This is a genomic window from Pseudomonas sp. JL23 (assembly GCF_056933585.1).
The window spans coordinates 191,776-207,006 of record NZ_CM167795.1; the positions used below are offsets into that span (position 1 = coordinate 191,776).

Genomic DNA, 15,231 nt, shown 5'->3' on the forward strand with positions numbered 1-15,231 from the left:
TTGGTAAACCCTTTTGGGCTGCGCTATGACACGGCCGCAGCCGTCGCATTCACAGCGATCCAAATGTTCAACGGATGCCACGTCGTCTGACCTTTCGCTTCAGTCGCAGCCACATACGCAGCGTCTGCGCAGGGCTACTGGGATGTTGACGGCCAACACCACTTACCAAGTGATGCCTAGGCGACTGGAGTGCTGCGACCAAATCCAGCAGAACTGGAGGCGCACTATTGGGGGAAAAGTGCAGAGTCGAGGCTGGAAGCAACTCATGTCGCGCCGCTTCGATAAACTTTTCTGGCCCAGCCGACATTATTACCCACACGATGCTGAGCAGCACAGAGCGATCAGCGGGAGAGAGGTATTCGAGAGGCAACCCCAACGGAATCGGCTGGAGAGACTCAGGCAATATGCCCAGTGATTCGAAGAATCGCCCAGCAGCAACGCTATGTCGACGTACTGCTGTTTGGGCAAAGCTCACCATGGTTCGTGCAACGCTCAACCAATCGCGAAAATCGAGAGACGATGTTCCGTACATGGGCCGAAGGCCAATGCTTTCGTCCACGTACCTCTGGAAAGCCAGAGCAGCTTCTGCAGCAGCGCTCCGAGCTCCGCCGCTTAGTGAAGCACCGCACCTATGGCAGTCGCTGAGCGAGGCACCGGCTCTCAGAAGTTCCGGCTGCAGAGGAGCCAGACAACGTCCACACCGATCAACAAGCTTTACCCCATGGATAGGGCAGCAGGTATGCCAAGCTAGGCGCCATTGAATGCAGTACCGCGAGTTGTATTGCGAAATGCAATCCGGGCAGCATTGCAGCCCCCCGCTATGATGCCCCCCTCTGCAACCCAGCACCGTTAGCCAGGGCCAACTCCCGCACGGCAGTCTGTCAGACCGATGCACGATCGAGAACATCGTACGCCCAAGGGTAGCGGACTGCAGACTCGCGTAAGGTACACCCGACAGCCCGCTAAGAACCGCAAGCCTGCTCTCTGCCACAGATCTATCCAGATCACTTGCCCAAGCTCTAAAGCCAGGCCATGCAATTGCGGTCAACGTTGCGGGGGAGCAACCGTGAGCAAGTGCCATCCTGACAATCCACGAACTGAGAAGCTCGTCGGCGAGCAGCGGTTTACTAAGGGGCCAGATCGGGTTTAGAGGGCCTGCTCCCGAATGCCACGAGTAGGACGCAACCATGACATGCTCTCGATAAGTTCTATGTCAATGCACTCCTTACCGGAAACTATGGCTTGCTTCGAACATTCCATCAGAAGCCGGTGCACATTCCCCAGGTTACCGCCGGAAATTGCGTGAACACGCCGAGCCTTGTCTGGATGTGCCAACCCAGAGGGCTTCTTCAGCGGCAATATCGACTCAAACCCTTTGAGCATTCGCTGGAATTCGGGGTCGAGCTTCCACTGATCGAGCTTGATGACATCGAAGCGACTGGCGTGTTGTGGATCATGATGAAGGATACGAACTGCATCCGTTGTGCCGACACCAATGATCGGTATCACCAGCTCATTGCAAAGCGACTTCAAGGCGTTCATCACCTCACGCTGCTTGATCGCAGAGCCCGTCAGCAACGAATGGAACTCATCAATGATCAGCATTCTGACCCTGAGCTCACGGAAGGAATGGATCACCTGGTAACGCAATGCCAACTTGGTATCCGTGATCCTGTAAGGCATCCATAGCTGCTCCAACAAAGCCACATACAGCGCCTTCTCGTCAGCAGCCGAAGGTGCCTCCGCCAGAATCAAGGGGCGGACCGGATCATCATTTTCGTCGACGTACCCGTCGCCATGCGTTTTCTGGAAGCGCCGAATGATGGTCGTCTTGCCGTTGTTGGAATCGCCCACAATCAGCAGATTAGGCATGCGAGCTCGCTTGGGCATGACGATCAGGTCATTGAGCGTGCCTAGGACAGTGCGAGCCGATGCATACCCGATCCAGCGCTCCTCTCCCATGAAAAGGATCCGATCCCGATCACTCAGCTGCAACACTGGCCGAAAATCAGGATGAATGTGTTCGTATGTGCTCATTCGACTTCACCTGTTGATTCCACCTCCGAAAGCATAAGTAGGTCAGAATCCTCCGGAACGGGATCGAGTACCAGCTTCGCAACGGGCTTTGTTGGTTGGGCCGGCGTTCCCTTCCTGCTGTGAGTACGACTCTTCTGCGCGTCTTTACGAGCTTTCTTGCTGGTCGCTGACGCCTCCTCGACAAGCTTTCGATTTTCGACGGCGTACTCGGCGATCAATGCATCATCTATGTTCTCGCGCCCTTCGCTGACGGCTTTGTCCTTGGCAGCGTGATATTCCCAGAGAGTCACTGCTGGAAATGCCTGGTATGAGGCAGGCACTCGGAAATATTGCTTTAGAACCGGGTCGTAGAACCAAATGACACTGACATCTCTCGGATCCCGCCTGAAGAGCAGCTTGAGTGCTTTCCCGGTCGCGGGGTCCTTACGGTTGATCCAATGACGCAGCGCCTCGGAGTAGTAGAACAGATCCCACTGCACGCCATACGTCTGCACAGTCCTGCGAACGGACGGAAGAAAATCCAGCTGCACCGCCAAGGGGTCGGTTGGTCGCGCCGGCACACTGATCAGAGGATCCACCTCCCGATTGCCAAAAAATGCCAACTGCCACTTGCGAGCAGGACTCATGTGGATCTTTTTATGATAGGTCTGGTGGTACTTCAAAATTGACCGAACTAGCCATACTTCGAACTCTGCCATTGTAAGAACGGCTTTGGCTTCCGAGTCATAACCCTCACGCTCCTGAGGGTTACTGAAGGTGGTGCCCGGTAGCTCGTGCACCATTCTCATGAAGGTGCCAAGCACCCGCTCGACTCGACCACCGTACTTTGGAACTTTGGATGGTCGGAAAACGCTGTCTATCCCGTAGTTCTTACAGGAATCTACGATATTCTGCGCCCTGAAGTCTGCTCCGTTGTCGGTGTGAATAGTGCGCGGAAAACCCCATACCGGCCATTCTCCACGGATGTCGTGGGCGGCCAGCCAAGCTTCCTTGGGCAAAATCGAATGTGCGATGCACATCGCCACAGATGTCTCGGAAGGCGACTCGAACGCCAAGTAGTAGCCAGCGATCATGCAAGAATAGATATCTATGGCTAGTGTGAGCCATGGCCGACCAATTGGCTTGCGATGTCGTTCGTCCACCACAATGAGATTGACTGGGGTGTGGTCAATCTGCACAACGGCTAGGGGATAGCCTTCGTCTGGAAATTGACCGACTGAAGGCGTGTGTCTATTGTTCGCCTGTTCGGCATATCCGCGCCGGCGAAGCTTCACTACCTCGGGAATCTGTCGGATCCGAGCCCTGATGGCGGATGCACCCGGAGGCTGAATGTCTAGTGCTCGCGCTCTGCGTTCAATCTCCGAAATCGTGGACTGAACCGTATACCGTTGCTCAGTCAGGTAGTAATCATCCAGCACCTCTTGAACGAGCTTTTCTCCTTCGACGGAGAGGCGCGTACTGCCCTCGCGCCAACCTCGTTTGCGTGGCACAAGAGCCAAAACCTCATTCCACCGATTGTAGCGATTCAGCCAACGGTAAAGAGTTGCCTGGCTGGTGCCGGTCGCCCTCGCACGCGCTGCTACGGTCTCTTTGGACAGAACCGTATTGCCTAGCAACGGCAGAATGGCGGAGTAGCGCTTTTGCGCGATAGCCCACGCATCCGAACTGATGCTACTGATATCGTGGTTAACGTACAGGCCATCCAGTTTCTCCGCATCCACAGCCCTGAGATCCAGAATTTGAAGGGCTGCACTGCGACCTGTATCGACCTCAGTCGCAATCACCGTTTGCAGATCCAAGATCTGAACAATCCGGTAGATCTGCTTGTCCCGACGCACCATTGCGCCGACTTCAATAGCCACGCGAGACCGAACGGGCTCAAACGGAACCAGATGCTCGCTAGTGTCGTCCTCATATAGCTTCATGATCGGGCACCCAGAGTTCGAGGTCATGGTTCAGAGGTTCGGTGATGTCGCAGTCAACCTGACGCGTGGCGATCAGGTGCCACAGCAGCGACACCCCCCGATCGCGGAAAATACCGTTGAAATGCCGCGCCAAGAGGTAGTGCACCGGAGCGACTTCCATCTCGCGCAGCGTATTCAGCACTGCGTCGATGTCAGCCTTTTCAAAAATCATTCGCTCGAAGCGCTCAAGAAAAACAATGTTTTCGAGCGGAAGGCCGCGAATCCGCGACTCGTCATAAATGCGGAACTGCCATCCCTGGCTACGAGCCAGCCTGCGAGCTTCCTTCCATTTACCTGACCAGTCTCGCCAATTCTCTACCCATTGCTTCCTCGGCTTTACCTCCACAAGCAGCGGCCGCAATTCGCCAAAGTAGGGCAAGTGCTGCTGGTGGTAGAAAACAAGGTAATCGGGTGTGTAGATCTGCGGACGACCTAGAGAGTCGGTGAAAGGGACCTCTACTGGTTGGGAGATGACCGACTCAACTTGGTGAGAAAAGCGCATACGCTTCAGAAAGTCTCTTTCCAATGAAGATTCGAATGCGACCCCACCTAGCCCTTTGAAAGCCATCACTCCTGAAATGCTGCGGCGGGTCGGTTTAATTTTTCGAACCGGCTTAATCCGGTCGCATCTATTTCCGATCATTTTCTATTTGGTCTCATTTATTACCGACAGGTTTCTCAGTAATTTCAGAAGGTTTTGATGGCCCATAGCGGCCTCCAGCCTATCCATTTCTCGTCTATTTCGAAAGCCTACAGTGGCAGTCGTCCGCAACCGGGGGAAATCACCCTGGCCCATCACGGGGTGTTATTCCTTGATGAACTGCCCGAGTTCGACCGCCGCGTATTGGAAGTGCTGCGTGAGCCTCTGGAAAGTGGCCATATAGTCATCTCCCGTGCCCGGGACCGGGTGCGTTTCCCGGCACGCTTCCAGTTGGTCGCGGCAATGAACCCCTGCCCCTGCGGCTATCTGGGCGAACCCACGGGCCGCTGTCGCTGCTCCCCGGAACAGATTCAGCGCTACCGCAACAAACTCTCCGGCCCTCTGCTCGACCGTATCGACCTGCACCTGACCGTCGCCCGAGAGGCCACCGCCCTCAATCCGGGCGCCCCCAGTGACGACAACACCGCCCGCGCCGCCGCTCTGGTCGCTAAGGCCCGTGACCTGCAACTGCGCCGTCAGGGCTGCGCCAATGCCTTCCTTGATCTGCCGGGGTTGCGCCGCCACTGTCCGTTGTCCGCCGAGGATGAAGCCTGGCTGGAGACTGCCTGCGAACGCTTGACCCTATCCCTGCGCGCCGCGCACCGCTTGCTGAAAGTGGCGCGGACATTGGCCGATCTGGAAGAGGTCGAGGCTATTGGCCGTGGGCATTTGGCTGAGGCGTTGCAGTATCGACCCTCAACTAACTGACACTAGCCAGAGCAAACCTCGCGCACACACTCGCGCAACCAGCGATGCGCTGCGTCCGCATCCATGCGTGGGTGCCAGAGCATTGAAACAACCAAAGGCGGTGTGTCGAACGGCAGGGCAAAGCTGAACAGCCCGTGTTGCTGCGGGCTGACATGCCGTTCAGGCACGGTGGCGACCAGGTCGCTGGCGCGGGCCAGGGCCATGGCGGCGGGGAATTCGCCGACGATGGTGGTGATTTCCCGTTCCAGTCCCAGTGCTTTCAGGCTCTCATCCATGGGCGTAACGCCTTGGGCGCGGCGTGCGACAAGCACATGGCGGGCGGATGCATAACGCTCCGGAGTAATGGCGCCGTGACTCAGTGCATGGCCCGCGCGCACCACGCCGACGAAGCGATCACGCAGCAGTATCCGCGAACGCACCTCGGGGCTGGCGCTGCTGCCGACGACGCCAATTTCCAGATCGACCGTGCCGTCGCGCAGCAGGCTGCTGTCCTTGTCCAGTTTCGCCATGAAGCGCAGGCGTACGTGCGGCGCGTCCTGTTCGAGGCGGGCGATCAAAGCGGCGCCGAAGTTTTCCACGAAGCCATCGCGGCTGCGCAGGGTGAAGGTGCGTTGTAACTGCGAAAGGTCGATCTGCTCGGCCGGGCGCAATACGGCTTCGGCGTCCTGCACCAGTTGTGCGACACGCTCACGCAGCTCCAGTGCCCGGGGCGTCGGCACCAGGCCGCGTCCGGCCCGGACCAGCAACGGGTCGCCAGTAGTTTCCCGCAGCCGCGCCAGGGTCCGGCTCATGGCCGACGCGCTGAGCTGCAAACGCCGGGCGGCACGGGCGACGCTGCCTTCGGCGAGCAAGACATCCAGCGCGATCAGCAGATTGAAGTCGGGTGTCGACATGGCGTTATCCATATGGGGCGTTGGCTGCAGGTATTAACTGTATAGCGTGCGCCTTCCGCCATGTGTGGCACAAGCATAGGCTTCCCTCATTGCTTTGTGGGAGCGAGGCTTGCCCGCGAATTGAGCGGCGCGGTGTGTCAGTTGCACCGCGTCATCGTTCTTCGCGGGCAAGCCTCGCTCCAACAGTGCTTGATCACTCCAGGGGAGCCATTTCATGAGCGAGTCATCCATTCCTGCATCTGCATCGAACCTTTCTGACAACAAAACCCGCTGGGCCCTTATCGGCCTGTGCCTGTCGATGCTGATGCCCTCGCTGGACGCCAGTATCGCCAACGTCGGCCTGCCGACCCTGGCTCAGGTGTTTGACGCTTCTTTCCCACAGGTACAGTGGATTGTACTGGCCTACTTGTTGGTGATTACCTCGCTGATTGTCAGCGCCGGGCGTCTCGGCGATTTGGTCGGGCGACGCCGGTTGCTGTTGGTCGGCATCGTCGTTTTTAGCTGCGCATCATTGCTCTGCGCATTGGCGCCGACCTTATGGATGCTGATCGCAGCCAGGGCGGCGCAGGGGCTGGGCGCGGCAGTCATGCTGGCCCTGACCATGGCCCTGGTCGGTGAGGCTGTACCCAAGGCCCGGACCGGCAGCGCCATGGGTCTGCTGGGCAGCATGTCGGCGTTCGGCACGACGCTTGGTCCATCCTTGGGCGGTGTGCTGATCGGGCATTTCGGCTGGCCGAGTATCTTTGTGGTCAATCTGCCGCTGGGGCTGATCTGCTTATGGCTGGTGTACCGCTATCTGCCTGTGGATAACCTTGCGCAATCGCGGCAGCGGCCGGCTTTTGACTGGCTTGGCACGCTGCTACTGGCCCTGACCCTGATTGCTTTCGCTCTTTCCATGACACTCAGTTCGCACAATGGTCCGCTGCTGGGCGTGGCGGCTTGCGGTGCGGGGCTGTTTGTCTGGGGCGAGTCGCGAGTGGCGGCACCCTTGCTGCGCCTGGCGATGTTCCGCGAGGGCACGCTCAGTGGGGGGTTGGCGATGACCCTGCTGGTGGCAACGGTGATCGCAACGACCATGGTGGTCGGGCCGTTTTACCTGGCTCACAGTCTGGGATTGGCGACGGCAGCGGTGGGTCTGACCTTGTCTGTGGGGCCGCTGACGGCGGTGTGTGCCGGAATGCCCGCCGGGCGCCTGGTCGACCGCTTTGGCAGCCCGTTCATGACGTCACTTGGGCTGCTGGGCATGGCGCTGGGTTGCAGCGTACTGGCGCTGTTACCAAACACCTTCGGCGTGGCGGGTTATGTCTTGCCGATCATGTTGCTGACCGCCGGATACGCGCTGTTTCAGGCAGCCAATAACACGCGGATCATGAGCGGCGTGCGTGCCGATCAGCGCGGTGTGATTTCCGCCACACTCAGCCTGTCACGCAATCTGGGCTTGATCAGCGGGGTGTCGGTGATGGGCGCGGTCTTCTCTGCGGCCTCGCGCACGACCGATATCAGTCGTGCCGATGCCGAGGCAATTGCCCACGGCACAAGCTGCACTTTCGCCATCGCCGCAGGACTGATCCTGCTGGCGATAGCGATTGCCTGGGCCTGCAATCAGCGGAAACGGTCGACTTCTTGAGTCAGTTCCGCCGCCAGTGCGTTCAGCTCCCGAGCGGTGTCGGCCAAGTGCGACACCACTTCGCGCTGCTCGCTGTTGCCCAGGGCGATGCTTTGCAGGTTGCTGCTGAGCAGGGTCGCGGTGCTGCTTTGTTCCTGAGTGGCAGTGGTGATAGCGGCGAACTGCTCACCGGCGCTGCGGCTTTGTTCGTCGATGCGCGCCAAAGCGGCAGCCACGTTGGCGTTGAGCTTCAGGCCTTCCTGCATCAGGGCATTGCCTTCCTGCATGGTGCTGATGGCGTTGCCGGTTTCCTGCTGAATGCTGGCGATCATGCCGGAGATTTCGTCGGTGGCCTGGCGGGTGCGCGAGGCCAGGCTGCGCACCTCATCGGCGACCACGGCAAACCCGCGTCCGGCTTCACCGGCGCGGGCGGCCTCGATGGCGGCGTTCAGGGCCAACAGGTTGGTCTGTTCGGCAATCGAGGTAATGGTGCCGACGATGCTGCCGATTTCCTGCGACCGCTGGCCGAGGGTGTCGATGACTTTGGCGGTGCTGTTGAGCGAGCCGGCGATCTGCTCCAGGGAGGTGGAGGCTTCCTGCATCGAGTTGCGGCCGATGCGGGTCTGTTGAGCGTTGTCCTGGGCCAGGCGCTCGGTGCTGGTCATGTTGTCGGCGATATTCAGGGAAGTGGCGCTGAACTCCTCCACCGCACCGGCCATGCTGGTGATCTCGCCGGACTGTTGCTCCATGCCTTCGTGGGCGCCGCTGGACAGGCCGGACAGACTATGGGCACGGGTGCTGACTTCCTGCGCCGCGACACGGATATGGGAAACCATGGTCGACAGCGCCTCGCCCATGGTGTTGAAGCCGTGGGCCAACTGGCCGATTTCGTCGTTGCTGACTTTTGAGCGCACGCTCAGGTTGCCGGCGCCCAGGGCCTCGGCCTGCAATACCAGCGCGGCCAGCGGACGCAGTTTGCTGCGCAACAGCCAGATCGCCGCGCCCACGGCGATCAGCATGGCCAACAGGCTACCGATGGCCAATTGAGTACCGACGCTCCAGGTCATGGCACTGATTTCCGCGCGGGGCATGCTGGCCAACACGGTCCACGGGCCACCGGTAAAAGGCATGGCGACGCTATAGATGTCTTGTTTACCGTCGTTCCAGAAGTGGCCAACGCCCGGTTTCTGGGTGAATGCAGCGACCGTCCTGGCGGCATCGTCCGGCGAGTTGATGTCCGCAGGCGCTACCAGCCAATGGTTCTGTTCATCAAGCAGGGCCAGGGAACCGGTGTCGCCGATGCGGAAGTTTTTCAGGTTTTCGAACTGGACGTTCTGCGCCTCGGTGTAGTCGAAGCCGACGAACAGCGCCGCAATCACTTTGCCGCTACTGTCGCGCACCGGGGTGTATTGGGTCATGTAGTTGCGCCCGAACAACAGGGCGCGGCCGACGTAGTTCTGGCCGGCAATCAAGCGGCCATACGCCGGGCTGGCACGGTCGAGCAGGGTGCCGATGGCCCGGGAGCCATCCTGTTTGGTCAGTGACGTGCTGATGCGGATGAAATCCTCGCCATTGCGCACGAAGACGGTCGCCACACCGGCGGTCATCTTGCGGAAGTCATCGGCCTGGGTGAAATCGTTATTGATCACCGTGTCGCCCAGCAGCAGGCTTGGGCTCTGGATGCCGGCGACGTTGACCTGCTTGTCTGCCGCAACCGTAAGGCCGCTGGCGAAACGCTGCTCGAACAGCCCGCTCAAGCGCTGGGTGCTGTCGCGCAGGGTGCTATGAAAGGTGTTGAGCTGGTCGGCGAGCAAGCGTGCTTCGCTGCTCATATGCTCTTCGCGGATATCCAGATTGGCATCGTCCAGAGAACGCAAGGCGAACAAGGTACTGGCACTGATGACCACAGCCAGAATGACGGCCAGGGCGAGGCCCAGTTGCGAGGCAATACGGGCGCGGGGTTGAGACATGAAAACTCCTGGAGAAAGATCGGGCTATCCTGGCCTCGACTCACTTCAATGACGGATAAGGTTGGACCGAATGGTACATACGTACAGATTCGGCCGACAGAACTAATACTTGAGTCCTACATGTGGGTATAGCCAATCGTTTGCGGGTTCGCATGGCCAAATGGCACTTAGCCTAGAATTTCCACCTCAGGCAGGACCATCGCCTGCACTTCGCTCTGCAAAAACTCGCTCAGGCGCCGCAAGCGCTCGCCACCGGGGCGCGTCTTGGGCCAGACCAGGTAATAGTTTTCGCCGCTGAACACCGCCGTGCGCCATGGCAGACTCAGGCGGCCTTGCGCCACATCTTCGGCCACCATCAGCAAATCACCCATGGACACCCCGTAGCCACGGGCCGCCGCGATCATGCCCAGCTCCAGGGTATCGAATACCTGTCCGCCCTTGAGCGAGACCTGATCCGACAACCCCATGCGCTCCAGCCAATTGCGCCAGTCGCGGCGATCAGGCGTGGGGTGCAGCAGTTCGGCACTGGCCAGGCGTTCGACATCCCAGGGTTGATCCTGCAACAAGGTCGGTGCGCCAACCGGAATCAGCCATTCCGGGAACAGCAATGTGGCTTCCCAGTCCGCAGGAAAATGCCCATGACTGAGCAGGACTGCGCAGTCGAACGGTTCCTGAGAGAAGTCCACGCTGTCGATGTCCATCCAGGCGCTGGTCAGTTGCACTTCATTACCGACCTGCAAATGGCGGAAGCGACTGAGCCGCGCCAACAGCCAGCGCATGGTCAGGGTCGACGGCGCCTTCATGCGCAGGATGCCCTCCTCGGTCAGCAGAATGCTGCACGCCCGCTCCAGCGACAGAAAGCCTTCGCGCACGCCAGGCAATAGCGTGCGCGCCGCCTCGGTCAACTGGATATTGCGCCCGCTGCGCTGGAACAGGCGGCAGGCGAAGTGCTCTTCCAGAGTACGGATGTGTCGGCTCACCGCACTTTGCGTGATCGACAACTCTTGTGCCGCGCGAGTGAAAGAGCTGTGCCGCGCCGCCGCTTCAAATGCGCGCAGGGCGTAAAGAGGAGGAAGGCTACGAGGCATTCAGAACTTTCCTATGGCTGGCTGGAGGGGTAATGAGTGTAGAAACGGCTGCATGAGTTTAACTCATGCAACTGATCGGATTTATCCCTTTGTGCAGCGGCTGCTAAATCATGAGAATGAGCCGCTCATCAATGCCTGTGAAATGAGTGTCGCGCCATGCAACAACCCGCCATCAAAGAACTTTGGGTCATCCTGCGTCTGGCCGGGCCGCTGATCGCCTCGCAGATGGCGCATATGCTGATGGTCTTCACCGATACCGTGATGATGGGCCATCTGGGTCCTGAAGCCCTGGCCGGTGGCGGCTTGGGCGTGGCCAGCTACAACCTGATTTCGTTCTTTTGCGTGGGTGTCATGGCGGCGGTGGGCACTTTGGTTGCCATTCGCCACGGTGCTGGCGACACCCTGGGTGCCACCCGGCTGATCCAGGCCGGGGTCTGGCTGGCCTGGGGCATGGCGTTGATCGCGGCGGTTTTGCTATGGAATCTGGAGCCGATTCTTTATCTGTTCGGTCAGGAAGAAGCCAACGTGCATATGGCGGGTCAGTTTTTGATCACCCTGCCCTTTGCCCTGCCCGGCCTGCTGACTTTCATGGCCCTGCGCGGCTTTACCAGCGCTCTGGGCCGCGCGGGTCCGGTGATGGCCATCAGCCTCGGTGGCGCTGCCGCCAACTTCGGCCTCAACTATGCCTTTATTCACGGCCTGTTCGGCTTGCCGCACCTGGGTTTGATGGGTATCGGTCTGGTCACGGCGATTGTCACCAACTGCATGGCGGCGCTGCTGGCCCTGCATATTCGCCAGCATCCGGCTTATGCCGCTTTCCCGATCCGCGAGGGCTTCTGGTCGCCGTCGTTGCAGCATCTCAAGGAGCTGTGGCGCCTGGGCCTGCCCATCGGCGGGACCTACGCAGTGGAAGTCGGCCTGTTCACCTTTGCGGCCTTTTGCATGGGTGCCATGGGCAGCAACCAGATGGCGGCGCACCAGATCGCCCTGCAGTCGGTGTCCATGGCCTTCATGATTCCCGTGGGCATTTCCTACGCCGTGACCATGCGCATCGGCTTGCATTACGGCGCGGGTAACCTGCTGCTGGCGCGTACCGCCGGGCGTGTCGGCATCGCCTTTGGCGCCATGGTGATGCTGTGCTTCGGCATCCTGTTCTGGCTGGCGCCTCATCAGGTGATCAACCTGTTCCTCGACATCAACAACCCCGAGTTCGCGCCGATTGTGGCCCTGGCCACGCAACTGCTGGCGATTGCCGCCTGGTTCGAAATCCTCGACGGCACCCAGACCATCGCTATGGGCGCGATCCGCGGCTTCAAGGACGCCAAGACCACCTTCCTCATTGGCCTCGGTTGCTATTGGCTAGTGGCGGCCCCGGCGGCATGGCTGCTGGGGTTCTACACCACCGACGGCGCCGTGGGTGTGTGGTGGGGCTTGGCATTGGGGCTGCTGTGCTCGGCGGTGGCACTGACCTATGCATTTGAACGCAAGACCACGCGGTTGCTGCGGCGCGAGGCGGCGGGTGCGGTGGTGATGGGGTGACGCTCGCTCGACCTGTCTGGAGCGATTTGTGGGAGCGAACCGTGGGAGCTATTTGTGTGGGCGACTTGTGGGAGCGAATCATTCGCGAAAGCTATATTTCAGTCGATGAGAATGTGTCGAATGGACTGGCCTCTTCGCGAATGAATTCGCTCCCACAGTTGGATCCCGCTCCCACGGTTTGGTCTTAAATTGTGAGATTAGGCCGTGCGCGGCTCATGGAACGACTGGATCTGATGATCCGCCAGCGCCTTGGCCATATCGACCAGATACAACGCCGCAAATGCCAGATGGCGGTTAGTACCGCTTTGTTGATCGCCGGATTCATACATCACCGCTGCGGCGCTGCGCAGCAGGTCGAAGATGCGGATCAACGTTTCTTCGGTGGTGTGGGGTGGATCGGGGATTAGCTTTTTAATCATGGTGTAACTCCTCAATTTCCGGAGCCATCTCCTTACCGTTTCCACACGGCGAAGAGGTGGCAGCTATGAACGGGGTGGAAAACCGAGTGAGGAGTCCCTCGGCCAGACCGAAGTCTGCCCGAACATAGCTGCCATAAAGTGCCTGCCCAAGGGCAACCAACTACATGACGCTCATCGACTCCTCATTTACCAGGTTTCCACACCCGGCCACTGGTTTGCAGTGGCGGTGCGCAGACTAGTGACGGAAATCGACGAGCACAAGCGGGCGGGATTGTTTAGGAAATTTCACTCAAGAGATAGAGAGCGATCCTTCAGATTCGTCACTTTTCTTGTGTCCAGAACCCATGTGGGACCGGCTTCAGCCGGGAAGGCGTAGGCAGGATCGATGCAATTTTATCGTCTGCCCTATCGTCTTCCCGGCTAAAGCCGGTCCCACATGCAATGAGGTTGCGTCAGGCGATCTGGCTCGCACTGGATGTGCCTTGATCATCGCGCATCAAATAATTCAGCAACTCCGCCAACGGCAGTGGCCGGCTGATCAGGTAGCCCTGGATCTGGTCGCAGCCGAACTCACGCAGCATGGCCAGTTGCTCGGGGGTTTCGACGCCTTCGGCGACCACTTCCAGGCTCAGGTTGTGAGCCAGGTTGATCATGGCGTGGACCAGCTTGCGGTTTTCTTCCCGAGTCTGCATTTCGCCGACGAAGCTCTTGTCGATCTTGAGCAGGGCAATCGGCAGGCTGTTGAGGTGCACGAAGGACGAGAAGCCGGTGCCGAAGTCGTCGAGGGAGAAGCGCACACCCAGGCGGCCCAGGGCATCCATGGTCTGGCGCACCAGGTCACTGCGGCGCATAACGGCGGTTTCGGTCAGTTCGAACTCCAGCCAGCGCGCATCGACGCCGCGTTCATCGATCAGACGGCTGAGGGTGGCCAGCAACTGGTTGTCCTGGAACTGGCGGAACGACAGGTTGATCGCCATGTGCATCGGCGGCAGGCCCAGTTCGCGCAGGGCCTGCATATCGCGCAGGGCTCGGGAAATCACCCAGTAACCCAGTGGCACGATCAGCCCGCTCTGTTCGGCCAGGGGCACGAATTCGCTGGGCGGCAACAGGCCGCGTTCATGATGGCGCCAGCGCACCAGGGCTTCGAGGCCGACCACAACGCCGGTCGTCAGGCACAGGCGCGGTTGGTAGTGCAGTTCCAGTTCGTCACGGCGTAGCGCCCGGCGCAGTTCGCTTTCCAGATCGGCGATGCTGCGGGCGTTACGGTTGATGCGTTCGTTGAAGACGTGAAAGGTGCAGCCTTGAATGCTCTTGGCCTGCTGCATGGCGATATGGGCGTGCCACATCAGCGGATCGGCACCGGCTTCGGGGCGAGCGTGGGCGATACCCAGGCTGCAACCAATCAACAGGCTCTCGCCGTCGACCCAGTAGGGTTCGGACAGCGCTTCGACGATGCGTTCGGCCATCCACTCGGCGCGTTGCGGCGCGTGGCGGGTGTCGATCAGCAGGGCGAATTCATCGCTGCCCAGACGCGCGACTTGATCGCCGACTTCCAACTGGCTCTTGAGCCGTGCGACCACCTGCAGGATCAGACGGTCGCCGGCCTGATGGCCGAGGGCGTCGTTGGCACGGCGGAAGTTGTCCAGGTCCAGATGGCCCAGGGCCAGGCCACTGCCGCCATTTTCGGCCAGACGCGCGGCGAGCAGGGCATGGAAACCCTGGCGGTTGGCGATGCCGGTCAGCGGATCCTGTTCGGCCAGGCGTTGCAGGGTGTTTTCCAGCAGGCTGCGTTCACGTACATGGCGCAGGCAGCGGCGTACCACATCGCAGGTCAACTGGCTGCGTACCAGCCAGTCGCTGACGCCCGAAATGCCGACGAACGGTTCCTCCTCGAGAAGCAAAATCACCGGTATTTTGCAGCTCGAGTCCAATGGACGCAGGGTCGCGGTGGTCAGCAGGACCGTATTGCGTTCGTCCGCATACTGATCGCCTACGCCGTCCCAGCGAGAGAGTTGCACCAACGTCACCGATTTCCCTAAAGGTGTGAGGCAATTGCGCAAAAGCCCGAGCCACGCGGGCTCGTCGGCCAGCAGCAGCAACCGCAAGGGTTCGACAGGGTTGGACAAGCTAACTCCCTAAACGCAAAGGAAAATTTTTTAGCATCCATCCAAAAGAGGGAACCGGATGCATTTTTTTGTGTCCTGTCAGCAAATGTAACAAAACCAAAAAAATTAGATAGCGTCAGACGGTCGCTGCACAAAATCTCCGGCCTGTTAAAATGCCCGCCCTTTACGTGCAGCGACCCCT

The 15,231-nt window shown here is 59.6% G+C and carries 11 protein-coding genes and 1 pseudogene; 3 read left to right on the forward strand and 9 right to left on the reverse strand.

The features are described 5' to 3' along the window. Positions 1-67 precede the first annotated feature (67 nt). From AC1Z24_RS00930 to AC1Z24_RS00945, 4 genes are read right to left on the reverse strand one after another with little or no spacing between them, the layout of a single operon-like run. The gene (locus AC1Z24_RS00930) at positions 68-1,189 is read right to left on the reverse strand and encodes a TniQ family protein (RefSeq protein ID WP_483744220.1); all 1,122 of its coding nucleotides are present in this window, start codon (positions 1,187-1,189) and stop codon (positions 68-70) included. Next, the gene (locus AC1Z24_RS00935) at positions 1,147-2,037 is read right to left on the reverse strand and encodes a TniB family NTP-binding protein (RefSeq protein ID WP_483744221.1); all 891 of its coding nucleotides are present in this window, start codon (positions 2,035-2,037) and stop codon (positions 1,147-1,149) included. The genes AC1Z24_RS00930 and AC1Z24_RS00935 overlap by 43 nt, the downstream gene beginning before the upstream one ends. After that, positions 2,034-3,962, reverse strand: a complete 1,929-nt coding sequence (locus AC1Z24_RS00940) for a Mu transposase C-terminal domain-containing protein (RefSeq protein WP_483744222.1) — start codon at positions 3,960-3,962, stop codon at positions 2,034-2,036. Before AC1Z24_RS00940 ends, AC1Z24_RS00935 begins: the two co-directional genes overlap by 4 nt. Then, complete coding sequence (locus AC1Z24_RS00945) at positions 3,949-4,503, reverse strand: TnsA endonuclease N-terminal domain-containing protein (protein WP_483746497.1); 555 nt, start codon at positions 4,501-4,503, stop codon at positions 3,949-3,951. Before AC1Z24_RS00945 ends, AC1Z24_RS00940 begins: the two co-directional genes overlap by 14 nt. Before the next feature lie 252 nt (positions 4,504-4,755). Between AC1Z24_RS00945 and AC1Z24_RS00950 the strand changes: the two are divergent. Further along, a pseudogene (locus tag AC1Z24_RS00950) lies at positions 4,756-5,409 on the forward strand (ATP-binding protein); the annotation flags it as partial. 2 nt (positions 5,410-5,411) lie between these two features. Here the strand turns inward: AC1Z24_RS00950 and AC1Z24_RS00955 are convergent. After that, positions 5,412-6,302 (reverse strand): LysR family transcriptional regulator, encoded by an 891-nt coding sequence (locus AC1Z24_RS00955; protein WP_483744223.1) that lies wholly within the window; start codon positions 6,300-6,302, stop codon positions 5,412-5,414. A 214-nt stretch (positions 6,303-6,516) separates the two neighbouring features. Here AC1Z24_RS00955 and AC1Z24_RS00960 point away from each other — a divergent pair, with 214 nt between their 5' ends. After that, positions 6,517-7,929 carry an MFS transporter gene (locus tag AC1Z24_RS00960; RefSeq protein WP_483744224.1) on the forward strand — a complete coding sequence of 471 codons (1,413 nt, stop codon included), beginning with the start codon at positions 6,517-6,519 and terminating at the stop codon, positions 7,927-7,929. On the opposite strand, the gene AC1Z24_RS00965 is transcribed toward AC1Z24_RS00960, so the two are convergent. Both AC1Z24_RS00965 and AC1Z24_RS00970 read right to left on the reverse strand, forming a co-directional pair. Next, complete coding sequence (locus AC1Z24_RS00965; protein WP_483744225.1) at positions 7,905-9,878, reverse strand: methyl-accepting chemotaxis protein; 1,974 nt, start codon at positions 9,876-9,878, stop codon at positions 7,905-7,907. The two genes, AC1Z24_RS00960 and AC1Z24_RS00965, sit on opposite strands and share 25 nt — an antisense overlap. 167 nt (positions 9,879-10,045) lie before the next feature. After that, positions 10,046-10,966, reverse strand: coding sequence for a LysR substrate-binding domain-containing protein (locus AC1Z24_RS00970; protein WP_483744226.1), 921 nt, complete (start codon positions 10,964-10,966; stop codon positions 10,046-10,048). 156 nt (positions 10,967-11,122) lie between these two features. Between AC1Z24_RS00970 and AC1Z24_RS00975 the strand changes: the two genes are divergently transcribed. Next, complete coding sequence (locus tag AC1Z24_RS00975; protein ID WP_483744227.1) at positions 11,123-12,505, forward strand: NorM family multidrug efflux MATE transporter; 1,383 nt, start codon at positions 11,123-11,125, stop codon at positions 12,503-12,505. A 197-nt stretch (positions 12,506-12,702) separates the two neighbouring features. Here the strand turns inward: AC1Z24_RS00975 and AC1Z24_RS00980 are convergent, their stop codons facing one another. Further along, on the reverse strand, positions 12,703-12,924 hold the full coding sequence (locus AC1Z24_RS00980; protein WP_483744228.1) for a DUF6124 family protein: 222 nt from the start codon (positions 12,922-12,924) through the stop codon (positions 12,703-12,705). A gap of 452 nt (positions 12,925-13,376) precedes the next feature. After that, a complete protein-coding gene (locus AC1Z24_RS00985) occupies positions 13,377-15,050 on the reverse strand; it encodes a putative bifunctional diguanylate cyclase/phosphodiesterase (RefSeq protein WP_483744229.1) in 1,674 nt (557 codons plus the stop codon). Positions 15,051-15,231: the final 181 nt, after the last annotated feature.